Annotated in this window: 18 protein-coding genes; 14 read left to right on the forward strand and 4 right to left on the reverse strand. The window is 68.5% G+C overall.

The window, feature by feature from the left end:
• Position 1 precedes the first annotated feature (1 nt).
• The 9 genes from argH (at position 2) to PHN62_RS08300 (ending at position 11,806) form a co-directional block, all read left to right on the forward strand.
• The gene (gene argH, locus PHN62_RS08260; RefSeq protein ID WP_300148908.1) at positions 2-1,510 is read left to right on the forward strand and encodes an argininosuccinate lyase; all 1,509 of its coding nucleotides are present in this window, start codon (positions 2-4) and stop codon (positions 1,508-1,510) included.
• On the forward strand, positions 1,511-2,581 hold the full coding sequence (locus tag PHN62_RS08265) for an ABC transporter ATP-binding protein (protein WP_300148911.1): 1,071 nt from the start codon (positions 1,511-1,513) through the stop codon (positions 2,579-2,581).
• Between the two features lie 14 nt (positions 2,582-2,595).
• The gene (gene ade, locus PHN62_RS08270; protein WP_300148914.1) at positions 2,596-4,308 is read left to right on the forward strand and encodes an adenine deaminase; all 1,713 of its coding nucleotides are present in this window, start codon (positions 2,596-2,598) and stop codon (positions 4,306-4,308) included.
• 232 nt (positions 4,309-4,540) lie between these two features.
• Positions 4,541-5,992 carry a xanthine dehydrogenase small subunit gene (gene xdhA / locus PHN62_RS08275; protein WP_300148918.1) on the forward strand — a complete coding sequence of 484 codons (1,452 nt, stop codon included), beginning with the start codon at positions 4,541-4,543 and terminating at the stop codon, positions 5,990-5,992.
• Positions 5,985-8,318 (forward strand): xanthine dehydrogenase molybdopterin binding subunit, encoded by a 2,334-nt coding sequence (xdhB, locus tag PHN62_RS08280; RefSeq protein WP_300148921.1) that lies wholly within the window; start codon positions 5,985-5,987, stop codon positions 8,316-8,318. Before xdhA ends, xdhB begins: the two co-directional genes overlap by 8 nt.
• The gene (gene xdhC, locus PHN62_RS08285; protein WP_300148924.1) at positions 8,315-9,241 is read left to right on the forward strand and encodes a xanthine dehydrogenase accessory protein XdhC; all 927 of its coding nucleotides are present in this window, start codon (positions 8,315-8,317) and stop codon (positions 9,239-9,241) included. The genes xdhB and xdhC overlap by 4 nt, the downstream gene beginning before the upstream one ends.
• Positions 9,238-10,467, forward strand: a complete 1,230-nt coding sequence (gene puuE, locus PHN62_RS08290; RefSeq protein ID WP_300148929.1) for an allantoinase PuuE — start codon at positions 9,238-9,240, stop codon at positions 10,465-10,467. The genes xdhC and puuE overlap by 4 nt, the downstream gene beginning before the upstream one ends.
• Positions 10,468-10,475: 8 nt before the next feature.
• Entirely contained in the window at positions 10,476-11,309 is an 834-nt protein-coding gene (locus PHN62_RS08295; RefSeq protein WP_300148932.1) for a bifunctional allantoicase/(S)-ureidoglycine aminohydrolase, read from the forward strand.
• Positions 11,306-11,806 carry an ureidoglycolate lyase gene (locus tag PHN62_RS08300; protein WP_300148935.1) on the forward strand — a complete coding sequence of 167 codons (501 nt, stop codon included), beginning with the start codon at positions 11,306-11,308 and terminating at the stop codon, positions 11,804-11,806. Before PHN62_RS08295 ends, PHN62_RS08300 begins: the two co-directional genes overlap by 4 nt.
• Here the strand turns inward: PHN62_RS08300 and guaD are convergent.
• Complete coding sequence (guaD, locus tag PHN62_RS08305) at positions 11,791-13,107, reverse strand: guanine deaminase (RefSeq protein ID WP_300148938.1); 1,317 nt, start codon at positions 13,105-13,107, stop codon at positions 11,791-11,793. The genes PHN62_RS08300 and guaD overlap by 16 nt on opposite strands.
• A 133-nt stretch (positions 13,108-13,240) precedes the next feature.
• Between guaD and PHN62_RS08310 the strand changes: the two genes are divergently transcribed.
• From PHN62_RS08310 to PHN62_RS08325, 4 genes are all read left to right on the forward strand, one after another.
• Positions 13,241-14,833 (forward strand): ABC transporter ATP-binding protein, encoded by a 1,593-nt coding sequence (locus PHN62_RS08310; RefSeq protein ID WP_300148941.1) that lies wholly within the window; start codon positions 13,241-13,243, stop codon positions 14,831-14,833.
• Positions 14,830-15,897, forward strand: coding sequence for an ABC transporter permease (locus PHN62_RS08315; RefSeq protein ID WP_300148943.1), 1,068 nt, complete (start codon positions 14,830-14,832; stop codon positions 15,895-15,897). Before PHN62_RS08310 ends, PHN62_RS08315 begins: the two co-directional genes overlap by 4 nt.
• 14 nt (positions 15,898-15,911) lie before the next feature.
• Positions 15,912-16,817, forward strand: a complete 906-nt coding sequence (locus PHN62_RS08320) for an ABC transporter permease (RefSeq protein WP_300148946.1) — start codon at positions 15,912-15,914, stop codon at positions 16,815-16,817.
• A 62-nt stretch (positions 16,818-16,879) separates the two neighbouring features.
• Complete coding sequence (locus PHN62_RS08325; protein WP_300148948.1) at positions 16,880-17,962, forward strand: BMP family ABC transporter substrate-binding protein; 1,083 nt, start codon at positions 16,880-16,882, stop codon at positions 17,960-17,962.
• 62 nt (positions 17,963-18,024) lie between these two features.
• Here PHN62_RS08325 and PHN62_RS08330 read toward each other — a convergent pair whose 3' ends face one another.
• Positions 18,025-19,455, reverse strand: coding sequence for a coniferyl aldehyde dehydrogenase (locus PHN62_RS08330; RefSeq protein ID WP_300148952.1), 1,431 nt, complete (start codon positions 19,453-19,455; stop codon positions 18,025-18,027).
• Between the two features lie 295 nt (positions 19,456-19,750).
• Between PHN62_RS08330 and PHN62_RS08335 the strand changes: the two genes are divergently transcribed.
• Complete coding sequence (locus PHN62_RS08335; RefSeq protein WP_300148954.1) at positions 19,751-20,557, forward strand: DUF6683 family protein; 807 nt, start codon at positions 19,751-19,753, stop codon at positions 20,555-20,557.
• A 94-nt stretch (positions 20,558-20,651) separates the two neighbouring features.
• On the opposite strand, the gene PHN62_RS08340 is transcribed toward PHN62_RS08335, so the two are convergent.
• Positions 20,652-21,668: an NAD-dependent epimerase/dehydratase family protein gene (locus tag PHN62_RS08340; RefSeq protein WP_300148956.1), complete on the reverse strand. Its 1,017-nt coding sequence runs from the start codon at positions 21,666-21,668 to the stop codon at positions 20,652-20,654.
• Positions 21,592-22,977 carry a UDP-glucose/GDP-mannose dehydrogenase family protein gene (locus PHN62_RS08345; RefSeq protein WP_300148959.1) on the reverse strand — a complete coding sequence of 462 codons (1,386 nt, stop codon included), beginning with the start codon at positions 22,975-22,977 and terminating at the stop codon, positions 21,592-21,594. Before PHN62_RS08345 ends, PHN62_RS08340 begins: the two co-directional genes overlap by 77 nt.
• Between the last annotated feature and the right edge of the window lie 30 nt (positions 22,978-23,007).

Genomic DNA, 23,007 nt, shown 5'->3' on the forward strand with positions numbered 1-23,007 from the left:
GATGACGGACCCGCGCCTCGCCGATGATTCCGTCTTTCCGGATCCGGTCTACAAGCGGACGGTGCTGGCGCCGCTCTTCGACGGGGCGAAGACCCATTATGTCGAGGGTTTCCGGGCCATCGACCGCGCGCATCTGGTCATGCTGGCCGAGACGGGGATTCTGCCTCAAGATCAAGCCCGCGCCCTGGCTCTGGCGCTCGACGCCATCGACGCCGAGATCGATCCGGCGAAGCTCGTCTATACGGGCGAAGTGGAGGATTTCTTCTTCCTCATCGAACAGGAGCTGAAGAAGCGCCTCGGGCCGGATCTGGGCGGGCGGCTGCATACGGCGCGCTCGCGCAACGACATCGACCATACGCTCTTCAAGCTGGCGCTGAAGGCGCGGCTTGAGGTCTTGCTGTCTCAGGCGCTGAATCTGCTGGAGGCTATGATCGCCGCCGCCGAGCGCGAACAGGCGACGCTCATCGTGGCCTACACCCATGGCCAGCCCGCCCAGCCGACGACTTTCGGCCATTACCTCTCCGCCGCGGTGGAGATCCTCAGCCGCGACATGACCCGCATCTTCGAGGCTCTGAAGATCGTGGACCTCAGCCCCATGGGGGCGGCGGCCATCACCACCTCGGGCTTTCCCATCGACCGGGCGCGGGTGGCGGAGCTTCTGGGTTTCTCGGCGCCTCTGCGCAATTCCTACAGCTGCATCGCGGGCGTGGATTACATCACCAGCGTCTATGGCGCTCTGGAGCTGACCTTCCTGCATCTGGGGCGGCTGATCCAGGATCTGCAATTCTGGAGCAGCTTCGAGGTCGGGCAGATCTATGTTCCGAACAGCCTCGTCCAGATCTCCTCGATCATGCCCCAGAAGCGCAATCCGGTGCCCATCGAGCATCTGCGCCATCTCGCCAGCCAGAGCCGCGCCCGCGCCCGCGCCATGCTCGACGTGATGCAGAACACGCCCTTCACCGACATGAACGACAGCGAGGGCGAGACTCAGGCCATGGGCTATCAGGCCTTCGCGAGCGCCGGGCGGGTTCTGGATCTTCTGGCGGCGCTGATTTCGCAAATCCGCATTGATCCGGCGCGGGTGCGGGAGAATCTCCGCCGCTCCTGCGTGACGATCACCGAATTGGCGGACAGCCTCGTGCGCCGCGAGGGCCTCTCCTTCCGCGAGGCCCATGAGATCGCCGCCGCCGTGGCGCGGGCGGTGGTGGCCAAAGGCGGCGGGCTGGAGCAGGAGGGCTATGGGCCTTTCCGCGCCGCCTTCCGCGCCGCGACGGGCCGCGACTCGGCGCTGGATGAAGCCGCCTTCCGCGAAATCGTCTCGCCGGAGCATTTCGTCTCCCTCCGCGCCCGCTATGGCGGCCCCGCGCCCGCGCCCATGGCCGAGGCTCTGGCGGCCTACAAGGCGCAGGCGGCGGCTTTCCGCGCCGAACATGCGGCCCATGTCGCGCGCCGCGAAGAGGCCGCCCGCAAGCTTGCGGCGGCGCTCGCGGCTCTGAAGGGAGAAGCCTGAATGGCGAAAATCGAGCTTCAGGGCCTCGGCAAGCGTTACGGCTCGGCGCAGGTGGTCCATGCGCTGGATCTGACCATCGAAGACGGCGAATTCACGGTTTTCGTCGGGCCTTCGGGCTGCGGGAAATCCACCACGCTCCGCATGATCGCGGGCCTTGAAGAGATCTCCGAAGGGCGTCTGCTCATCGGCGACGAGATGGTCAATCAGCGCGAGCCCAAACAGCGCAACATCGCAATGGTCTTCCAGAATTACGCGATCTACCCGCATCTGACCGTCGGCCAGAACATCGGCTTCGGGCTCTACACCGCCAAAATCAGCAAGACCGAGAAACAGACCCGGATTCTGGAGGCCGCTCAGACCCTCGGGCTGGAGCCTCTGCTGAACCGGCGTCCGGCGGCCTTGTCGGGCGGCCAGCGTCAGCGCGTGGCGATAGGCCGGGCCATGGTGCGCGATCCGGCCGCCTTCCTCTTCGACGAACCCCTCTCCAACCTCGACGCCCAGTTGCGCGCGCAAATGCGCATGGAGATCAAGAGCCTGCATCGGCGGCTCGGCTCGACCATCGTTTACGTGACCCATGACCAGATCGAAGCCATGACCATGGCCGACAAGATCGTGGTCATGAAGGAGGGGCGGATTCTGCAAACCGGATCGCCGCTGGAGCTTTACGAAAACCCCACCGACGTCTTCACCGCGCGATTCATCGGCAGCCCCTCCATGGCCTTGCTGAAGGGCAAGGTCTCGGGCGGGGCTTTGCGCGTCGCGGGGGCGGAGATCTCAGGCCGCGCCCCCGCCCGCGTCTCGGGGCCACTTCTGGTCGGAGTTCGCCCCCATGACCTCGAAGTTGGCGAGGGCGAGCCGGGAGCGGGATTCCGCGCCATGGGCCTCGTCGAGGCTGTAGAGCCGCTCGGCGCCGAAACCCTGACCCATATCCGCATCGGCGAGGCTCAGGCCATCGCCACCGCGCCGGGCCGGGTTCTGCCGGAGGTCGGGTCTCGGGTGCCGGTCCGCGCCGCGCCGGGGACGCTTCACCTTTTCGACGCCGCGAGCGAAAAGGCTCTGGGCAGAATCTAGATCATGGGGCGAAAATGGCGGATCTCGAGCGGCGCATCCGGCAGGCGCGGGGCGAAGAGCCTGCGGATCTGGTCTTGCGGGGCGGGCGGGTCTTCGACCTGATCACGGGCGGGATGATCTCCGGCGACGTGGCGATCTGCGAGGATGTCATCATCGGCGTCGGCGAGAGCTATGAAGCCGCGCGGGTGATCGACGTGACGGGCAAGATCCTCGTTCCGGGCTTCATCGACACCCATCTGCATGTCGAATCCTCGCTGGTGACGCCCTTCGAATTCGACCGCTGCGTGGCGCCGCGCGGCGTGACCACCGCCATTTGCGACCCTCACGAGATCGCCAACGTCGTCGGGCTGGAGGGGATCCGCTATTTCCTCGAAGCCTCGGGGCGGCTGGTGATGGATCTGCGGGTTCAGCTTTCCTCCTGCGTGCCCTCGACCCATATGGAGACGGCGGGCGCGCGGCTCGAAGCGGCGGATCTGGAGCCGCTGAAGGATCATCCGCGCGTGATCGGCCTTGCTGAGTTCATGAATTATCCCGGCGTGATCCATCGAGACCCCGGCTGCATGGCCAAGCTCCGCGCCTTCGAGGGCCGCCATGTCGACGGCCATGCGCCCTTGCTCTCGGGGCGGAATCTGAACGCCTATATCTCGGCGGGCATCCGCACCGAGCATGAAGCCACCAGCCCCGAAGAAGCCATGGAGAAGCTGCGCAAGGGCATGCGCGTTCTCATCCGCGAGGGCTCGGTTTCAAAGGACATGGTCGCCCTCGCGCCGATCCTCACCGAGACCACGGCGCCTTATCTCTGCCTCTGCACCGACGACCGCAATCCGCTGGACATCGCCGAGCACGGGCATCTGGATCACATGATCCGCAGCCTGATCGCCATGGGGCGCCCGGTTCTGGCGGTCTATCGCGCGGCGAGTCTGTCCGCGGCGGAGGCCTTCGGGCTGAAGGATCGCGGCCTGATCGCGCCGGGCAAACGCGCCGACCTCGTGGTTCTCGACAGCCTTGAGGATTGCCGCGCGAGCCTCGTGCTTTGCGGCGGCGTGGTCGCCGACGAAGCCGCCTTCGCCGCCCGCGAAGAGATCGCGCCGCCCGCCCGGCGCTCGGTGAAGGCTCGGCCCGTGGCGCCGGAGTTCTTCCGCCATGCGCCCCGCGCTGCGGGGAGCAACGCGACTCCGGTGATCGGGGTGATCCCCGGCAAGATCATCACCGAGCATCTGACCGAAGCCGTCGAGGCGACGGAAGGCGATCAGCGCCCCGATCCCGCCCGCGACCTCGCGCGCATCGCGGTGATCGAGCGCCACGGCGTCAATTGGGAGTCCGGGGGCGGCGGCGCCTGCGGCTTCGTGAAGGGCTTCGGGATTCAGCGCGGCGCCGTGGCCTCGACGGTCTGCCACGACCACCACAACATCGCGGTGGTGGGCGTCGATTACGCCGACATGGCTCTTGCGGCGAACCGCCTGGCCGAGATCGAAGGCGGCTTCGTCGTGGCGGCGGGGGGCGAGATCCTCGCGGAATTGCCGCTTCCCGTGGCGGGGCTGATGAGCCTTGAGAGCTTTGAGGCCGTCCGCGATTCCCTCGTGAAGCTGCGCGTCGCCGCCAGAAGCCTTGGAATCACGCTGGAGGAGCCTTTCCTTCAACTGGCCTTTCTGGCTCTGCCGGTGATTCCCCATCTGAAGATCACGGATCTCGGTCTGGTCGATGTGGACCGCTTCCAGTTGATCTGAACCGCGAGATTCTGAGCCTTCGCACCTGCGGAAAGATGGAAAGTTGCGCGGGCTCGCTCCGGCTCCCTTATGCGCCGGATGGATTTCCTCGGGAGGCGCGCTTTTCCTCTCGCCAAGCGTGGGGATTTCCGCAAGTCTTGAGGGCTGAGGCGGATCAGCCGAAAGTCTGGCCTCATGCTCAGGAACCCAAGGGGCGGAGACTCCGCGCCGCCCCTCAGGCGGGAGGCTCCATATGTCCGACGCGATCCGCTTTCTCCTCGACGGCCGGATGGAGAAGCTCTCCGGCTTCGACCCCACGCTGACCTTGCTGGAATGGCTGCGGGGGCCGGCGGGGCGCATGGGGACCAAGGAGGGCTGCGCCGAAGGCGATTGCGGCGCCTGCACGGTTCTCGTCGGCGAGCTGGAGGGCGAAGGAGTCCTCTGGCGGGCGGTGAACGCCTGCATCTATTTCCTGCCCATGCTCGACGGCAAGGCGCTGATGACCGTGGAGTCCCTCGGCGGCGCGCATCCCGTTCAGCGCGACATGGTGGAGCTCCACGGCTCGCAATGCGGATTCTGCACGCCGGGAATCGTGATGTCTCTGGCGGGGCGGGCGATGGGCGCCGCCGGAACCCAGGAGGCCGATCCGCGCGACGTGCTGGCGGGGAATCTCTGCCGCTGCACCGGATACGGCCCGATTCTGGAGGCCGCGCGGCGCAATCCTCCGAAACCCGCCGCCGATCCTGAATTGGTCGCCCAGCTCAGGGAGCTGCGCCGCAAGGAGCGCCTTACGCTCGACTGGACCGATCCCGCGACCGGCGTCGCGCGCCGCTGGATCAAGCCCCATGACGTCGCGGATCTGGCGCGGGCGCGTCTGGAGAGCCCCGAGGCGCGGATCGTCGCCGGAGCCACGGACGTCGGGCTCTGGGTGACGAAGCGTCATCGCGTCCTGCCGGAGATCCTCCATGTCGGCGACCTCATGCGCGAGATCGAGGAGGGGCCGGAGGGCCTGAAGCTCGGGGCGGGGGTCCGCTACGCCGAGGCCCATGCGCCCATGCAGCGGATCCACGCCGATCTCGGCGAGCTGGTCCGGCGCATCGGCGCGACTCAGGTGCGCAATTCCGGCGCGGTGGGAGCGAACATCGCCAACGGCTCCCCCATCGGCGACACGCCTCCGGCGCTGATCGCCCTCGACGCGGTGTTGACCCTCCGGCGCGGCGACGAGCGCCGCAGCCTCCCGCTGGAGAGCTATTTCCTCGAATATGGCAAGCAGGACCTCCGCTCCGGGGAATTCGTGGAGTCGGTCTTCATTCCGCGCCCGACGCCGCAGGACTTCATCCGCATCGTGAAGCTCACCAAACGCTTCGATTCCGATATTTCGGCGGTCTGCATGGGGCTGCGTCTGCGCATGGAGGGCGAGGTGGTCGCTTCGGCGCGTCTGGCCTTCGGCGGCATGGCCGGGACTCCCAAACGCGCCGCCGCCGCCGAGGTCGCCCTGACCGGGCGCGCGCTGTCTCCGGAGAGCCTGGAGGCGGCGGCTCGGGCTCTGGCGCAGGATTTCGCGCCCCTCACCGACATGCGCGGCTCCAGCGCCTATCGCCTGGAGGCGGCGGGGAATCTGCTGCGGCGTCTCTGGTTCGAGCGCGAGGGCGCGGGCGGCGTGCTGCCTCAGAAACCCCTGATGGAAGGAGCTTTCCATGGCTGACTCGGCTCCTGTTTCCCCCCCGGCGTCTTCGATGCGGGTGAACGCGCCGATTCCGCATGAAAGCGCGAATCTGCATGTCTCCGGGCGGGCGCTCTACGCCGACGACGTGGCCGAGCCGCGCAATCTGCTGCATCTGGCCTTCGGGAAATCGACGCTCGCCCATGCGCGGATCAAGAGCGTCGATCTGAGCGCGGTGCGGGCGGCTCCGGGCGTGGTGGGCGTCTATACGGCGGCGGACATCCCCGGCGCCAATAACGTGGCCCCCTTCGCGGGCGACGACCGGATTCTCGCCGAAGACGAAGTGATCTTCCTCGGCCAGCCGATCTTCCTCGTGGCGGCGGAGAGCGTGACGGCGGCGCGCAAGGCGGCCCTGCTCGGGAAGATCGACTATGAGCCGCTTCCGGCTTACATCACCATCGCCGAAGCGCGGGCGGCGGGCAGCTTCATCGAGGCCTCGCAGATCATGCGCCGGGGCGACGTCAGCCGCCTTGAGTCCGCGCCGCGCCGCGTCTCGGGGCGCTTCGAGATGGGCGGACAGGATCATTTCTATCTCGAGGGCCAGATCGCCGTCGCGACTCCCATGGAGCAAGGAGGGATGCATATCCTCTCCTCGACGCAGCATCCCTCCGAGGTCCAGCATCTCGTCGCCCATGCCCTGCATGTGAACAGCGCGGATGTGGTCATCGAATTGCGCCGCATGGGCGGAGGCTTCGGCGGCAAGGAGACTCAGCCGGCGCTTTTCGCGGCGGCGGCGGCGATCGTGGCGGCGAAGACGGGGCGTCCGGCGAAATACCGCGCCGACCGCGACGAAGACATGGAGATCACCGGCAAGCGCCATGAATTCGAAATCGCCTATGAGGCGGGCGTGGACGAGACCGGGCGGCTGCTGGCTCTGAAGATGGATCTGGCCTCGCGCTGCGGCTGCTCGACGGATCTGTCTCCCGCCATCAACGACCGCGCCTTGTTCCATGCCGACAACTGCTATTTCCTCGAAAACGTCGAGCTGGTTTCTCATCGCTTCAAGACCCATACGGTCTCGAACACGGCCTTTCGCGGCTTCGGCGGGCCTCAGGGGATGCTCGCCATCGAGCGCGTGATGGACGACATCGCCCTGCATCTGGGGCTTGATCCTCTGGCGGTGCGGAAGGCCAATTTCTACGGGCCTCCGGGCTCGGGCCGGGACGTGACGCAATACAGGATGCCGGTCACGGATTTCGTCGCGGACCGCATCGTGGAGGAATTGCGCCGTCGCGCCGATTACGACGCCCGCCGCGCCGCCGTCGAGGCCTTCAACCGCGAACATCCCTATCTCAAGCGCGGAATCAGCCTGACTCCGGTGAAGTTCGGCATCTCCTTCACCACGACCCATCTCAATCAGGCGGGGGCTCTGGTGCATGTCTACGCCGACGGCTCGGTGCATCTGAACCACGGCGGAACCGAGATGGGGCAGGGGCTCAACACCAAGGTGGCCCAGATCACGGCGGACGTCTTCGGCCTCGGGCTGGAGTCCATCCGCGTGACCTCCACCCGCACGGACAAGGTGCCCAACACCTCGGCCACGGCGGCCTCCAGCGGCGCCGACATGAACGGCTGGGCCGCCTGGAACGGCGCCGAGACCATCCGGCTGCGCCTCGCCGAGGTCATGGCGAAGAAGGCGGGCGTCCCGCCGGAGGACGTGATCTTCGAGGGCGGGCGCGTGCGGGCGGGAGATCTGGATCTTCCCTTCCCGGAGCTCTGCCGTCTGGCCTATCTCGCGCGGACGCAGCTCTCGGCGGCGGGCTTCTACGCCACGCCGAAGATCCATTACGACCGCGCCACCCATAGCGGAAGGCCCTTCCTCTATTTCTGCTACGGCGCGGCGGTCTCGGAGGTGGTCCTCGACACCTTCACCGGCGAATTCAAGACCCTGCGCACGGATCTCATCCACGACGTGGGGCGCTCGCTGAATCCGGCCATCGACCTCGGGCAGGTGGAGGGCGCTTTCGTGCAGGGCGTCGGCTGGCTGACCATCGAGGAGCTGGTCTATGACGCCAAGGGCCGCCTGACCACCCACGCCCCTTCGACCTACAAGATTCCCTGCGCCTCCGACCGCCCGGAGATCCTCAACATGGAGCTCTGGCGCGGCGGCGAGAATCGCGAGCCGACCATTCATCGCTCCAAAGCGGTGGGCGAGCCGCCTTTCATGCTGGGAATCTCGGTGTTTTCGGCGCTGACTCACGCCGTGGCCTCGGCGACGGGCGCCGCCTGCGCCAGCCTGGAGGCTCCGGCCACGCCCGAGCGCATCCTGAAGGCTCTGAAGACGGGGCGCGCAGAGGCGGAGGCATGACGCCTTCTCCCTGGGCCGACTGGATCCTGGAGCGCATGGACGACCAACCCTGCGCCCTGATCTCGTTGCTCGCGGTGGAGGGCTCGACTCCGCGCGAGGCCGGGGTGCGCATGGCCCTGAGCGCCTCGGGCGAGGTCTTCGGCACCATCGGCGGAGGGAATTTCGAGTATCAGGCCATGGAGCAGGCGCGGCGCATCCTGGGCCTTCCGCCGGGAGCCTGGCGGATTCAGGATTATCCGCTCGGGCCTTTGCTCGGGCAATGCTGCGGCGGCCGGGTGCGGACGCTGATCGAGCATGTGGGCCCTGCGCAAAGGCCCTGGCTGGAGGCCATGCGCGATCCGCCGCCCTTTCCCGGTCTGCGCACCGAGCTTGCGCAGGACGGCCTGCGCCGGGCCTTCATGGATCTTGCGCCCGGGCCGCTTTCGGCGCGGGGCGCGGCGCCTCAGGTCGGAGACGTCCTGTCGGAATCCCTTGCGCCGCCCTTGCCGCCCGTGGCGCTCTTCGGGGCGGGCCATGTGGGCGAGGCTCTGGCGCGGATTCTGGAGGATCTGCCCTTCCGGCTGAGCTGGTTCGACGAGCGGGAGGATTCGCCGCCCGGCGTCTTCGTGGCCGACCGCGCGACGCTCTGCGCCGAGGCTCGGGCCGCGCGGGGCTATGTTCTGATCCTGACCCATGACCATGCTCTGGATTACGAGCTTCTGCGGGCGGCTCTGGGGTCTCGGGCGCGGTTCATCGGGTTGATCGGCTCGGCCACCAAGCGGACGCGCTTCTTCAGGCGCTTGCGCGATGAGGGGTTCCCGGATGAAGATCTCGCGCGTGTGGTCTGTCCCATCGGGCTGCCCGAGGTGAAGGGCAAGGCGCCGGCGGTCGTGGCGGTCTCGGTCGCGGCGCAGCTCTTGAGTCTGGAGTCAGGAAAGTCATGAAGGCGCCCCGGCGTTATGCGCGCGACATGCGCGGTTACGGACCCGACAAGCCCGATCCGAAATGGCCGGGCGGCGCGCGGATCTGCGTGCAGATCGTCGTCAACTACGAGGAGGGCGGCGAAAACAGCCTCCTGCATGGCGACGCCGCCTCGGAAGGCTTCCTCTCCGAGATTCCGGGCGCCCTCCCCTGGCCGGGCCAGCGTCACTGGAACATGGAGTCGATCTATGAATATGGCGCGCGGGCGGGCTTCTGGCGGGTGCATCGCCTGCTGACGGAGATGCGCGCGCCCGCCACCGTCTATGGCGTGGCGACGGCTCTGGCGCGCTCGCCCGAGCAGGTGGCGGCGATGAAGGCCGCGGGCTGGGAGATCGCGTCCCACGGGCTGAAATGGATCGACCACCGCGACATGTCCCCCGAAGAGGAAGCCCGCCAGATCCGCGAAGCCGTCCGGCTGCATCGCGAGGTCGTCGGCGAGCCTCCGCGCGGCTGGTATACCGGCCGGACCTCGGTGAACACGGTGCGTCTGACGGCGGCGGAGGGCTTCGACTACATCTCCGACACCTATGACGACGATCTGCCTTACTGGCTGGATCATGACGGCCACGGGAATCCGCTGAAGCCGCAACTCGTGATTCCCTACACCCTCGACGCCAACGACATGCGCTTCGCCACGCCGCAGGGATTCAATTCGGGCGACCAGTTCTTCGCCTACCTCCGCGACAGCTTCGACGCGCTCTACGCCGAGGGCGTCGGGGGGCGGGCCTCCATGATGAGCGTGGGGCTGCATTGCCGCCTGATCGGGCGTCCGGGACGCATCGTGGCCTTGCGGCGCTTCCTCGAACATGTCCGCAAGCATCCGGGCGTCTGGATTCCCACCCGTCTGGAGATCGCCAACCACTGGCGCGAGGTCCATCCCCATCATCCGCCGCACATGCGCCCCTCGCGGATGGACCGGGCGGAGTTCGTCGCCTGGTTCGGCGGACTCTTCGGCGCGCCCTGGGTGGCCGAACGCGCCTTCCTGCTGGAGCTGGGGCCGGCGCATGATTCTCCGGTGGGTCTGCTGAGCGCCTTCATGCGGGTGCTGCGGGCCGCTCCCGCCGTGGAGCTGCGGGCGGCTCTGGAGGGTCAGCCGGAGCTGGCGCTGATCCAGAAAGCCGATTCCGCCGCCGCCCTCGCCGAGCTCGAGGCGCGTCTCTTGCCGCGTCTGCGCGATTTCATGTCCTGAGGTCTGAAATGTCCGGTTATTTCGCTCCCACCGGGGGCCATCCGCCCCAGACGCAGCTTCTGACCGACCGCGCGGTGTTCAAGGAGGCCTACGCCGTGATTCCGCGCGGCGTGATGCGCGACATCGTGACCAGCTATCTGCCCTTCTGGGAGAAGACGCGGCTTTGGATCCTCGCGCGGCCTCTGACGGGCTTCGCCGAGACCTTTTCGCAATATGTCATGGAGGTGCAGCCCGGCGGCGGCTCGGAGCGCCCGGAGCCAGATCCCGAAGCCCAGACGGCCTTGTTCGTCATGGAGGGCGAGATCGAGATCCGCCTGAACGGCGAAGCGCGCAGGCTCGGGCCGGGGGGCTTCGCCTGGCTGCCGCCCGCCAGCGGCTGGAACCTCAGGGCCCTTGGAGAAGCTCCGGCGAAATTCCACTGGATCCGCAAGGCTTATGCGCGCGTCGAGGGGCTCGACGTTCCGGAGCCGCTTTTCCTCAACGAGCGCGACATCACCCCGACCGCCATGCCGGGCACCGAAGGCCGCTGGGCGACCACGCGTTTCGTGGATCCCGCCGATCTGCGCCACGACATGCACGTCACCATCGTGACCTTTCTGCCGGGCGGGATCATCCCCTTCGCCGAAACCCATGTCATGGAGCACGGGCTTTACGTGCTGGAGGGCCAGGCGGTCTATCGCCTCAATGATGATTGGGTGGAGGTTCAGGCCGGAGACTTCATGTGGCTGAGGGCCTTCTGTCCTCAGGCCTGTTATGCGGGCGGCCCGGCGCCTTTCCGCTATCTGCTCTACAAGGACGTGAACCGCCACGCCGCTCTGACCCTTGGGAGGCTGGGCCGATGAGCCGCCTGCTGATCCCGCGCCCCTTGACCCGCGAGAGCTTCGCGCCCTTCGGCCATGTGCTGGAGATTCCCGGCGCGCATCATTACCCGATCAACAAGGGCATGACCGAGCGCCATCACGACCTCGCCCCGGTGGAGCTGGCGGGAGAGGGCGCGCGGGCGCTGATCTCGATCTTTCGCGGCCAGCCCTACGGCTTTCCGCTGAAGCTGGCCCATCTGGAGCGCCATCCTCTGGGGAGTCAGGCCTTCATGCCGCTGAACGGGCGTCCCTGGCTGGCGGTCGTGGCGCCCGATCTGCCCGACGGCGAGCCGGGACGCCCCGAGGCCTTCCTCTGCCGGGGCGATCAGGGGGCCTCCTATCCGCGCGGGCGCTGGCACGCCGTGCTGACTCCCTTCGGCGAGGCTCAGGATTTCCTCGTCGTGGATCGTGGCGGCGAGGGCGTGAATCTCGAAGAGCGCCTGTTCTCCGAAGCCTGGGAGATTCAGGCCCCCGCCTGATCCTCGCGGGCGTGGACCAGCTGGCCGCCCGACCAGCTTTCCAGCACCGCCCGGTCGTCGCCGAGGATGATCAGCGCGAAAAGCGCCTCCTCCCAGCTTTCGGCGCGGGAGGTCCGGCGCTTGAGCAAAGGCGTGGCCTGAAGATCGAGGACCGCCACGTCGGCCTCCAGGCCGGGCCGCAGGGCGCCGATCTTGTCCTGAAGCCGCAGGGTCTCCGCCGAGCCCTGGGTCATGAGGCTCCAGATCTGGCCCGCCGTCAGAGCCAGTCCGCGCATCCAGCCGACTTCATAGGCGGCGCGCATGGTGGCGAAGGGCGAGAAGCTCGACCCGCCGCCGACGTCCGTCGCCAGGCCGACCTTCACGCCCAGAGCCTTCAGCCCCGCCACGTCGCAGGCCCCCGAGCCGATGAACAGATTCGAGGTCGGGCAATGGGCGATCCCCGCGCCCGCCTCCGCCAGACGCGCCCTTTCGCGCTCGGTGAGGTGGATGGCGTGGCCGAAAAGCGCCCCCGGTCCGAGCAGCCCATGGCGCTCATAGGCGCCGAGGTAATCCGGCGCCTCGGGATAAAGCGCGCGCATCCACGCGACTTCCGCCGTGTTTTCCGAAAGATGCGTCTGCATGGGGCAATCGGGATGCTCGCGCCAGAGCGCTCCCGCCGCCTCCATCTGCTCGGGCGTGGAGGTGGGCGCGAAACGCGGCGTCACGGCGTAGACGGCGCGGCCCTTCCCGTGCCAGCGCTCCAGCAGCGCCTTCGACTGGTCATAGCCGCTCTGGGCCGTGTCGCGGAGGTTCTCCGGGGCGTTGCGGTCCATCATGACCTTGCCGCCCACCGCCCGCAGACCCCTCCGCGCGGCGGCGCCGAAATAGGCCTCCACCGATTCCGGATGCACCGAGCAGAAAGCCGAAGTCGTCGTCACGCCATTGCGCAGGGTTTCGGCGAAGAAGGCCTCGGCGGCCTCTTCGGCGTAGGCGGAATCGCCGAAGCGGGCCTCTTCGGGAAAGGTGTAGCGGTTCAGCCAGGTCAGAAGCTGTTCGCCGAAGCTCGCGATGATCCCGATCTGAGGGTAGTGGATATGGCAATCCACGAAGCCCGGCGCGATCAGGCGGCCCTGGCCACAGGCGCGGACCTCCGCCGCAGGATGCGCCTTCAGAACGGCCTCCGCAGGCCCCGCCGCCAGGATCTTCCCGCCCGACATCGCTAACGCGCCGTCGGTCTCGACGCGCAGGCCTTCGGCTTCGGGCGCGAAGGGATCCTCGCCGAGGTGCAGCAAAGGCCCGCGCAGGATGATGGCGTCGCTCATGGATCCCCCCTCGCCGACGCCTTGCGGCGCGGCTTCTGCTCTTTTGCGATAAGATGATGACGATTGGCGTTTTGCAATGCAAAACCCATCTTGCGCGCTTCGAAAGCCCGTTGCAGGATGTTTCCTTCCTCGCATGGAAGCTCGGGAGGCCACCTTGACGGCAGATCCTTCTCCTCCTTCCTTTTCCTCCGCCGTCTCCGCCCGGCGCCCGCTTTTCGAAGCGCGAGGGATCGTCAAGCGATACGGAAGCTTCACCGCCAACGACCATGTGGACCTGACCATCCTCCCCGGCGAGCGCCATGCGCTGCTCGGCGAGAACGGCGCGGGGAAATCCACCTTCGTCAAGATGATCTACGGCGCCCTCCAGCCCACCGAGGGCGAATTCTTCTGGGAAGGCGAGCCCTTGCGGCTCTCCGGCCCCGCCGAGGCGCGGCGGCTCGGGATCGGCATGGCCTTTCAGCATTTCTCGGTCTTCGAGGGGCTGAGCGCGCTGGAGAACGTGGCCCTCGCGCTGCCGCCCGAGCCCCTGGCGGCTCTGGACCGGCGGGTGCGGGAGGTCTCTGGAGACTACGGCCTGCCGGTCGATCCCTCGAAGCCGGTGCATGCGCTCTCGGTGGGCGAGCGCCAGAGGGTCGAGCTGCTGCGCTGCCTCCTGCAGAATCCGCGCTTGCTGATCCTCGACGAACCCACCTCCGTGCTGACTCCTCAGGAGGCCGAGACGCTCTTTCGCGCCCTGGAGAAGCTCTCCGCCGAGGGCTGCGCCATCCTCTACATCTCGCATCGGCTGGAGGAGGTGCGGGCGCTCTGCTCGCGGGCGACCATCCTGCGGCGCGGCAAGGTCACGGCGGAGGTCGATCCGCGCGCCACCACGGCGCGGGCTCTGGCCGAGGCCATGGTGGGCGCCGAGATCCTCGACGTGAAGCGCCCCTCCGGCGATCAGCCGCGCGGCGAGGAGATCCTTCAGGTCGAGCGCCTGAGCCTGCCCGCCGACGGGCCTTTCGGCGTGGCGCTCAAGGAGATCTCCTTCAGCCTGCGCGGAGGCGAGATCCTCGGCGTGGCCGGGGTGGCGGGCGAGGGGCAGAACGAATTCATGGACGCCCTCACCGGAGAGCGCCGCGCGCCTGAAGCGGGGATGATCCGCATCGCGGGGGTTCCGGCGGGGCGCCTCGATCCCACCGGACGCCGCAGGCTCGGGGCGGCCTTCGCGCCCGAAGAGCGCAATGGCCATGGCGCCGTCGGCGACGCGCCCCTGAGCGAAGCGCTTTTCCTCACGCGGCGCCATGAGGCGGGCGCCATGGGGGCGGGGGGCTGGCTCTCGCGCTTCTGGGCCGCCGGAGAGACCCGCCGCATCCGCGAACGCTTCGACGTGCGGGCGGCCGGAGACGATCCCCCTGCGCGGAGTCTGTCGGGCGGCAATCTCCAGAAGTTCCTGATGGGGCGCGAGATCGTCCGGGCGCCGAAGCTGCTGATCGCGGCCCAGCCCGGCTGGGGCGTGGACGCGGGCGCCGCCGCCGCCATCCAGAGCGCCTTGCGCGCTCTGGCCGATCAGGGCGCGGCGGTTCTGGTGGTGAGCCAGGATCTGGACGAGATCTTCGCCCTGGCCGACCGCATCGCGGTGATCAGCCGGGGGCGTCTGTCGGAGGCCTATCCCGCCGTCGGCATGACTCCCGAACGCGTCGGCCTGCTGATGGGCGCAGGCCATTCCAGCCCGGAGGCCGCCGCATGATCCGACTCGAACCGCGCGCCGCCCCCTCGAAGCTCATGGCGATGCTCTCGCCGCTGATCGCCATCCTCCTGACGCTGATCGCGGGGGCTCTGCTCTTCGCGCTGCTCGGACAGGATCCCGTGGAGGCCCTGAGGGTCTATTTCCTCTCGCCCTTCGACGACGCCTACATGCGCGCCGAGGTGCTGGTGAAGGCGATTCCTCTGGCGCTGATGGGCGCGGGTCTGGCGGTCTGTTTCCGGGCCAACGTCTGGAACATCGGCGCGGCGGGACAATTCACCCTCGGGGCGATTGGCGCGGGGGCGGCGGCGCTCTTCATTCCGGCGGAGTCGCCTTTCGCGATGCTGGCGGTCCCGCTGATCGCCGGAGCCCTCTGCGGCATGGCCTGGGCCGCGATTCCGGCGGCCTTGCGCACGCGTCTGAGCGTCAACGAGATCCTCGTCAGCCTCATGCTGACCTATGTGGCGGCGCTGCTGCTCGACTGGCTGGTGCGGGGGCCCTGGCGCAATCCGCGCGGCTTCGGCTTTCCCCAGACCAACGCCTTTCCGGAATGGGCGCATGTCCCGCTCCTCGTCGAGGGCACGCGTCTGCATGTCGGGGCCTTTCTGGCCGTGGCGGCTGCGGCGGGGCTCTGGCTGATGATGTCCCGGACCCTGCGGGGCCTGCGTCTGCGGGTGACGGGCGCCGCCCCGAGGGCCGCGCGTTTCGCGGGATTCTCGGCGGCGGGCGACGTCTGGTTCGTGCTGCTGCTCTCGGGAGGGCTGGCCGGTCTGGCCGGAGCGCTCGAAGCGACCTCCATCGTGGGGCGTCTTCAGCCCGAGATCGGGGCTCAGGCGGGATTCACGGCGATCATCGTCGCCTTTCTGGGGAGGCTCAATCCCCTGGGCGCGCTGCTCGGAGCTCTGGTTCTGGCGGTGAGCGCCATCGGCGGCGAGAACGCGCAGATCCTGCTGCGTCTGCCGAAGAACGTCGCGGGGGTGTTTCAGGGGATGCTGCTGTTCTTCCTGCTCGCCTGCGACTCGTTGATCGCCTATCGCCCGCGCCTCGTCGCGCGGCGCAGAGCCTGAAGGGAGGGCGCGCCATGGAGGCTTTCGTCGCCGCGATGATCGTCGCCGCCACGCCTTTGCTCTTCGCCGCGCTCGGCGAGCTGGTGGCGGAGCGGTCCGGTGTCCTCAACCTCGGGGTGGAGGGCATGATGCTGGTGGGGGCGGTCTGCGCCTTCATCGTCGCCAAGAGCACCGGCTCGACGGCGGCGGGGGCTCTTGCGGGCGCCGGGGCGGGACTGGCCATGGCGGCGCTCTTCGCGCTGGTCGCTCTGGGCTTCTCGGCCAATCAGGCGGCGGCGGGTCTGGCGCTGACCATCTTCGGCGGCGGGCTTTCGGGTCTGCTGGGCCGCGATTACGTCGGCGTTCCCCTGCCCAAGCCGGGGCCGCTCTTTCCGGCCTCCTGGGCCGAGGCGATCCCCTATGGCAAGGCGATCTTCGGTCATGACGCCATGGTCTATCTGGCTCTGGCTTCGGCGGTGGGGATCTGGTGGTTCCTCGCCCGGGCGCGGGGCGGACTCAAGCTGCGGGCGGCCGGAGACAACGCCGAATCCGGCCATGCGCTGGGATTGCCCGTCCTGAGGATCCGCTTTCTGGCGGTCCTGTTCGGAGGCGCCATGGCGGGATTGGGCGGCGCCTATCTCTCGCTGGCCTATACGCCCATGTGGGGCGAGGGCATGACTGCGGGACGCGGCTGGATCGCTCTGGCGCTGGTGGTCTTCGCGGGCTGGCGGGTGGGCTGGGTGGCGGCGGGAGCGGTTCTCTTCGCCGCCGTGACGCAGCTTCAGTTCTACGCCCAGGGCTGGGGCTGGCGCGCGCCTTCGCAATTCTGGGCGGCGGCGCCCTATCTCGCCACGATCCTCGCGCTGGCGCTGCTGGCCGGACGCCGGACGGCGGGCTCGGCGCCGGCGGCGCTGGGCCGGATCTTCCGCCCCTCATCCTGAAATTCCTCAAGATCCGCGCGGAGGCCTTCCAGAGCCTTCGCGCTCAAGGCAAGGAGCCTCTCATGATTCTCAGACGCAGCCTGCTGATCGGCGCCGCCGCTCTGGCGATGGCCTCCGGCGCGCCCGCCGCCTTCGCTCAGGAGGAGCCGCTGAAGGTCGGCTTCATCTACGTCGGCCCCGTCGGCGACTTCGGCTGGAGCTACCAGCATGATCAGGGCCGCCTCGCCCTTGAAAAGGAGTTCGGCGATCGCGTCCAGACCACCTACGTCGAGAGCGTGCCCGAAGGCCCCGACGCCGAACGCGTCCTGCGTCAGCTGGCGACGAGCGGCCACAAGCTGATCTTCGCGACCTCCTTCGGCTTCGGCGACGCCACCGCCAAGATCGCCAAGGCCTTCCCGGACGTGAAGTTCGAACACGCCACCGGCTATATCCGCGACGTGAATCTCGCGACCTATTCGGGCCGCTTCGAGGAAGGCCGCTACATCCTCGGCGTGATCGCGGGCAAGACCACGACCTCGAACAAGATCGGCTACATCGGCGCCTTCCCCATCCCCGAGGTTCTGCGCGGCGTCAACGCCTTCACGCTGGGGCTCCAGTCGGTGAACCCGGAGGCCACGGTTTCGGTCGTCTGGGCGAACACCTGGTATGATCCCGGCAAGGAGGCCGACGCCGCCAACGCCGTGATCGCGCAGGGCGCCGACGTCATCGCCCAGCACACCGACAGCCCCGCGCCGCTCCAGGCCGCCGAGAACGCCGGAAACGTCAAGGTCTTCGGCCAGGCCTCGGACATGATCCAGTTCGCCCCGACGGCGCAGCTCACCGCCATCGTGGACGACTGGGCGCCCTATTACATCGGGCGCGTCCAGGCCGTGCTCGACGGCACCTGGGAGAGCCAGGACCATTGGGGCGGCCTCGCGGCGGGCGACGTCCACATGGCACCCTACACCAACATGCCCGACGAGGTGAAGGCGCTGGCCGAAGAGACCCAGGCGAAGATCGCCTCGGGCGAGCTGAACATCTTCTCCGGCCCGATCTCGGACCGCGACGGAACCGAGCGCGTCGCGGCGGGCGAGGCTCTCGACGACGCCGCCCAGCTGGAGATGAACTGGTTCGTCAAGGGCGTGCAGGGCGATCTGCCGAAGTGATCCTCCCGGCCTGAAGGCTTCGCGGCGGGCGCCTCCTCGGGAAGGGGGCGCCCGTCGCGCTTTCAGCGCAGCAGGAAGCCGAGGATGCGGTCGGCCGTCTCGCCGAAGGGCGGGCGCAGCAGCCGCGTTCCGTTCCAGCGATGCTGGCTGAAGACCGCCCTGGCGTGGCTCATGGCGCGGAAGCCCTCGGGGCCGTGAGAGGCTCCCATGCCGCTGGCGCCGACGCCGCCGAAGGGCAGATCATCCTGCGCGACATGCATCAGCACTCCGTTCAGCGTCACGCCGCCCGAGGTGGTGCGGGCGAGGAGCTTGCGGCGGTCGGCGTCGTCGGGGCCGAAGAAGTAGAGCGCCAGAGGCCGGGGACGGGCGTTGATCCAGGCTATGGCCTCGTCGATTCCGCGATAGGGAACCACAGGCAGCAGAGGCCCGAAGATCTCTTCGCGGAGGATCTTCATCTCGTCGGTCGCGTCGAGGATCAGCGCAGGCGCGAGCGTCCGGGGACGGCTGGCGGCCTCCTGGGCGCGGCTCCCCAGAAGCCGGATCCGCGCGCCTTTCTCCCCGGCTTCGGCGAGCATCTCCTGAAGCCTCCGGAAATGGCGGTCGTTGGCGATGGCGGCGTAATCGGGGCTGGTCGGGCCGGCGGGATAGAGCTTCGCGACCGCCGCGTCGCAGGCCGCGGCGAAGGCTTCGACCTCGCCGTGAGGGATCAGCGCGTAATCCGGCGCGACGCAGGTCTGTCCGGCGTTGGCGAGCTTGCCGTAGACGACGTCCTCGGCGATGCGCGCGAGATCGCCGCCCCGCGCCACGACGACCGGAGACTTGCCGCCCAGCTCCAGCGTGACCGGCGTGAGGTTGGCGCTGGCGGCGCGCATCGCCTCGCGCCCGACCGCCGTGCTTCCGGTGAAGAACAGATGGTCGAAGGGCAGGGCGCAGAAGGCCGCGCCCGTCCGGGCGTCGCCCTGAACCACCGCGACCTCTTCGGCGGAGAAGGCTCCTGCGAGCGTCTCCGCGAGCAGGGCGCTGGTGCGGGGCGTGAATTCGGAGGGCTTGAGCATCGCGCGGTTCCCCGCCGCCAGAGCCGTCGCCAGAGGCGTGAGCGTCAGAAAGACCGGGTAGTTCCACGGCGAGAGAATCCCCACCACCCCGAGCGGCTGATATTCCACCCGCGCCGAACCCGACTGGAAGTGGATCCCCACGCGCCGCCGCTCCGGACGCATGAAGCGGCGCAGATTCCGGCGCAGATAATCTATGAGGTTCAGGCTGGGCGCGAGCTCCATGAGGGCGGTCTCGTGACTCGGGCGATGGCCGAAATCCTCCGAGATCGCCGCCGCCAGAGCCGCGCGACGCTCGAGGAGCGCCGCCCGCAGCTTCTCCAGAGCCGCGCGGCGGGCGTCGAGATCCGGCGGGCCCTCGCGCAGGAAGGCGGCGCGCTGGCGCTCCAGAAGTCCGGCGAGGGCCGTGGTCTCCTCGAGGACGGGGGCGGGGGCGTTCATGGAGGGCTCCTTCGTCGGGGGGATTTCAGGGCTGGAACTTCGGGGGCGCGATCCCGGGAATCTGGGGCCTGAGCGGGGCGGGCGAAAGTCCGGAACCAGGGAAAATCCTCCTGCGGATTCTCCCGGGAGGCGTAAATCCTGTCAGGAAATCTCCTCCAGATGGTTGAATGATCGGCGTTCGAGGTTGCGCCCGGCCCTTGCGAAGCCCATCTGCGGCGAAGAGAGGTCTGCGAGAGACCGGATGTTCGTCATGCGGCGCGAGGCGCGAGGTCTCCGCCCCGAGAGGAGACCCGAGATGTCCGAAGATCAGAGGCCGCCCCGGATCCTGCGCCTTCACGGCTCCATGGCCGCGCTCCTGCTGGCCTGGGGGCTGGGGGTGGGGGGGGCGCTCCCGGCCAGGGCTCAGGACTGGATGGGCATGGTCGAGCTTTACGGGCAAGGCGTGGTCAACACGCTGAGCAACGAATTGCTGACTCCCCGAAGGATCCGGCCTTCCGGGACGCGCGCCGAACCCGCGACGCCCGCCCCCGCCCAGCCTCAGGGCCAGCCTCAGGCCGCGCCCGATCCGGAGGCCCTCCGCTTCGCCTCCTCGCCGGAGGTTTCGGAGGAGCTGGCCGGAGTCTTCGCCCGGACCCTCGCGCCGGCTCTTTCGCCGGGGCGCACGGCGGCGGAGCTCGAGGAGGCCATCCGCGGCGGCCAGCTTCAGGGCGCCTTCGCGCAAGCCCTGGCGGCCTACGGCTTCTCCGATCAGGACATGGGCGACGTCACGGCCGGGCATCTGGTGATGCTCTGGCAGGTGGCGAACGACAGCATCGCGGATCCGCCCCGCTCGGGCGTGCTGGCCGTCCGCAAATCCATCCATGAGGCCCTGTCTCTGGCGCCATGGCCCCGCGCGCTCGACGACGCGCAGAAGCAGACCTTCTCCGAGACCCTCGTCATCGGGACGATGCTGATCGTGGCGCGCTATCTCCACGGCAAGGAGACGCAGAACGCCGCCGTCGTCGAGATGGCGCGGCAGGACGCGAAGGAGATGCTCGCCAGCTACGGCGCGCCCGATCCGACGCGCTTCGACCTCACGGAGGCGGGGCTGGTTCCGCGCTAGAGCGTTTTCGCGTCGCGAAAACGCGACCACAAAGGAAGCTGGAGCCTTCGAACGATCCCCTGTGGCCGGATGTGATCGGAAAGGGCTCCAATCCTCAGGCGGCCTCGCTCAGGCTGCGGCGATGATCGAGCAGCCAGGACACGAACTCCCGCAGGCCGTCTTCGAGGCTGGTCTGCGGCTTGCGTCCGGTCAGCGCGAGGAGGAGAGCCGGATCGGCGAAGGTGCGGGGCACGTCGCCGGGCTGCATGGGCAGCATCCTGCGTCGGGCGCTGCGGCCCAGAAGCCGCTCCAGGGTCTCGACGAACTCCATCAGCCCGACGGGCTCGCCGCCGCCGATGTTGACCGTCCGGAAAGGCGCCTGAGCCGACAGGCTGTCGATCTCCGGGATGCGGTTGGCCTCGGCGGGAGGAATCCGCGCGAGGTCCAGGATCGACCCGACCAGATCCCCCACATGGGTGAAGTCGCGGCTCATGCGGCCCTGGCCGTAGATCTCGATCTCGCGGTCTTCGAGCATGGCCGTGGCGAATTTCAGAGGCGCCATGTCGGGGCGCCCCCAGGAGCCGTAGACCGTGAAGAAGCGGAAGGCCGTGGTCGGGATCCCGTGCAGATGGGCGCAGGCGTGAGCCATGGACTCCATGGCCTTCTTGCTGGCGGCGTAGAGGGTCAGGGGCTCTTCGGCGCGGTCGAGCTCGGCGAAGGGGATCTTCGCGTTCGCCCCGTAGACCGAGGAGGTCGAGGCGAGCAGCAGATGCGCCGGACGCGCCTCCTGCGCGGCCTCCAGCAGGTTCCACGAGCCGACGAGATTCGAATCCACATAGGCCTGCGGATTCTCCAGGCTGTAGCGCACCCCCGCCTGAGCCGCGAGATGGACCATGACCTCGGGGCGGGCCTCGGCGACGGCGGCGCGCAGCTGGTCCCGGTCCTCCAGCATGCCGAGGGTCATGTGGAACCCCGGAAAGGCGCGCAGCCGGGCGAGCCGCGCCTCCTTGAGCTTCGGATCGTAATACCGGGTCATGCCGTCATGGCCGAAGACCTCATGCCCCTCCCGCAGCAGCCGCAAGGCCAGATGATGGCCGATGAACCCCGCCGCTCCGCTGACGAACCAACGCATGATCGACCTTTCTGCCCACGCCCTCATAGGCGAAGCCATGGCGGAGGACTTCCTCCGGAGGATAGACGTTGCGCAGATCCACGAAGACCGGCGCCTTCATGAGGCTCTTGAGCCTGCGGAAGTCGAGGGCGCGGAACTCGTCCCATTCCGTGACCAGAACCAGAGCGTCGGCGCCTCGGGCGGCTTCATGGGCCTCGCCGACGAACTCCACCCCCTCGACGAGGGCGCGGGCGGCCTCCACGCCTTCGGGGTCGTAGGCGCGCACATGGGCGCCCATGTCCTGAAGCGCCTGGATGATCGGCAGGGAAGGCGAGTCGCGCATGTCGTCGGTGTCGGGCTTGAAGGTCAGCCCGAGCAGGGCCACCGTCTTGCCGCGCATGGGCAGGCCGCAGGCCGCCGCGATCTTGCGGCCCATGGCGCGCTTGCGCTGCTCGTTGACCTCGGCGGCGGCCTCGATGAGCCGCAGATGCATGTCGTGATCCTGCGCGGTCTTGATGACGGCGAGGGTGTCCTTGGGAAAGCAGGAGCCGCCGTAGCCCGGTCCGGCCTGCAGGAACCTGTCGCCGATGCGCTTGTCCATCCCGACGCCTCTGGCGAGATCCTGCACGTCGGCGCCGACGCGCTCGCAGAGGTCGGCCATCTCGTTGATGAAGCTGATCTTCATGGCGAGAAAGGCGTTGCTCGCGTATTTGATGAGCTCGGAGGTGCGCCGGTCGCAGAAGAACAGCGGCGCCGAATTCAGATGCAGCGGGCGGTAGAGCTCGCGCATGACCTCCTCGGCGCGCGGATCCTCCGCGCCCACCACGATGCGGTCGGGGCGCTTGAAGTCGGCGATGGCGGCGCCCTCGCGCAGGAATTCGGGATTGGAGGCCACCGCGAACTCCGCATCTGGCCGCGTCTCGCGGAGGATGCGCTCCACCTCGTCGCCGGTGCCGACGGGAACCGTCGATTTCACCGCCACCACCGTGAAGCCCTTCAGCGCCCTCGCCACCTCGCGGGCGGCGGCGCGCACATGGCTGAGATCGGCGTGTCCGTCGCCGCGCCGCGAGGGCGTGCCCACCGCGATGAAGACCACCTCGGCCCGCGCCACGGCGGCGGGCAGATCGGTCGTGAAGCTCAGGCGCCCGGCTCTGGCGTTGGCGGCGACCAGCTCGGCGAGGCCCGGCTCGTAGATGGGGATGACGCCCTGATTCAGGGCTTCGATCTTCTCTTGCGCGGAATCCACGCAGACGACTTCATGGCCGAAATCGGCGAAGCAGGCTCCGGAGACGAGCCCGACATAGCCTGAACCGATCATCGCGACGCGCATGGAGCCCCCTTCGCCGCCCTCGGGCCGCCC

This window comes from Neomegalonema sp. (genome assembly GCF_028688855.1).
Taxonomy (GTDB): Bacteria; Pseudomonadota; Alphaproteobacteria; order Rhodobacterales; family Rhodobacteraceae; genus Neomegalonema.

Bases quoted from the DNA above. Each gene is read 5' to 3' on its own strand.
- xdhB (WP_300148921.1), top strand. From the start codon at position 5,985: ATGGCTGACTCGGCTCCTGTTTCCCCCCCGGCGTCTTCGATGCGGGTG.
- guaD (WP_300148938.1), bottom strand. From the start codon at position 13,107: ATGAGCGACGCCATCATCCTGCGCGGGCCTTTGCTGCACCTCGGCGAG.
- PHN62_RS08300 (WP_300148935.1), top strand. From the start codon at position 11,306: ATGAGCCGCCTGCTGATCCCGCGCCCCTTGACCCGCGAGAGCTTCGCG.
- argH (WP_300148908.1), top strand. From the start codon at position 2: ATGACGGACCCGCGCCTCGCCGATGATTCCGTCTTTCCGGATCCGGTC.
- PHN62_RS08310 (WP_300148941.1), top strand. From the start codon at position 13,241: ATGGAAGCTCGGGAGGCCACCTTGACGGCAGATCCTTCTCCTCCTTCC.
- PHN62_RS08325 (WP_300148948.1), top strand. From the start codon at position 16,880: ATGATTCTCAGACGCAGCCTGCTGATCGGCGCCGCCGCTCTGGCGATG.
- puuE (WP_300148929.1), top strand. From the start codon at position 9,238: ATGAAGGCGCCCCGGCGTTATGCGCGCGACATGCGCGGTTACGGACCC.
- PHN62_RS08345 (WP_300148959.1), bottom strand. From the start codon at position 22,977: ATGCGCGTCGCGATGATCGGTTCAGGCTATGTCGGGCTCGTCTCCGGA.
- PHN62_RS08330 (WP_300148952.1), bottom strand. From the start codon at position 19,455: ATGAACGCCCCCGCCCCCGTCCTCGAGGAGACCACGGCCCTCGCCGGA.
- PHN62_RS08295 (WP_300148932.1), top strand. From the start codon at position 10,476: ATGTCCGGTTATTTCGCTCCCACCGGGGGCCATCCGCCCCAGACGCAG.
- xdhC (WP_300148924.1), top strand. From the start codon at position 8,315: ATGACGCCTTCTCCCTGGGCCGACTGGATCCTGGAGCGCATGGACGAC.
- PHN62_RS08335 (WP_300148954.1), top strand. From the start codon at position 19,751: ATGTCCGAAGATCAGAGGCCGCCCCGGATCCTGCGCCTTCACGGCTCC.
- PHN62_RS08265 (WP_300148911.1), top strand. From the start codon at position 1,511: ATGGCGAAAATCGAGCTTCAGGGCCTCGGCAAGCGTTACGGCTCGGCG.
- PHN62_RS08340 (WP_300148956.1), bottom strand. From the start codon at position 21,668: ATGCGTTGGTTCGTCAGCGGAGCGGCGGGGTTCATCGGCCATCATCTG.
- ade (WP_300148914.1), top strand. From the start codon at position 2,596: ATGGCGGATCTCGAGCGGCGCATCCGGCAGGCGCGGGGCGAAGAGCCT.
- xdhA (WP_300148918.1), top strand. From the start codon at position 4,541: ATGTCCGACGCGATCCGCTTTCTCCTCGACGGCCGGATGGAGAAGCTC.
- PHN62_RS08315 (WP_300148943.1), top strand. From the start codon at position 14,830: ATGATCCGACTCGAACCGCGCGCCGCCCCCTCGAAGCTCATGGCGATG.
- PHN62_RS08320 (WP_300148946.1), top strand. From the start codon at position 15,912: ATGGAGGCTTTCGTCGCCGCGATGATCGTCGCCGCCACGCCTTTGCTC.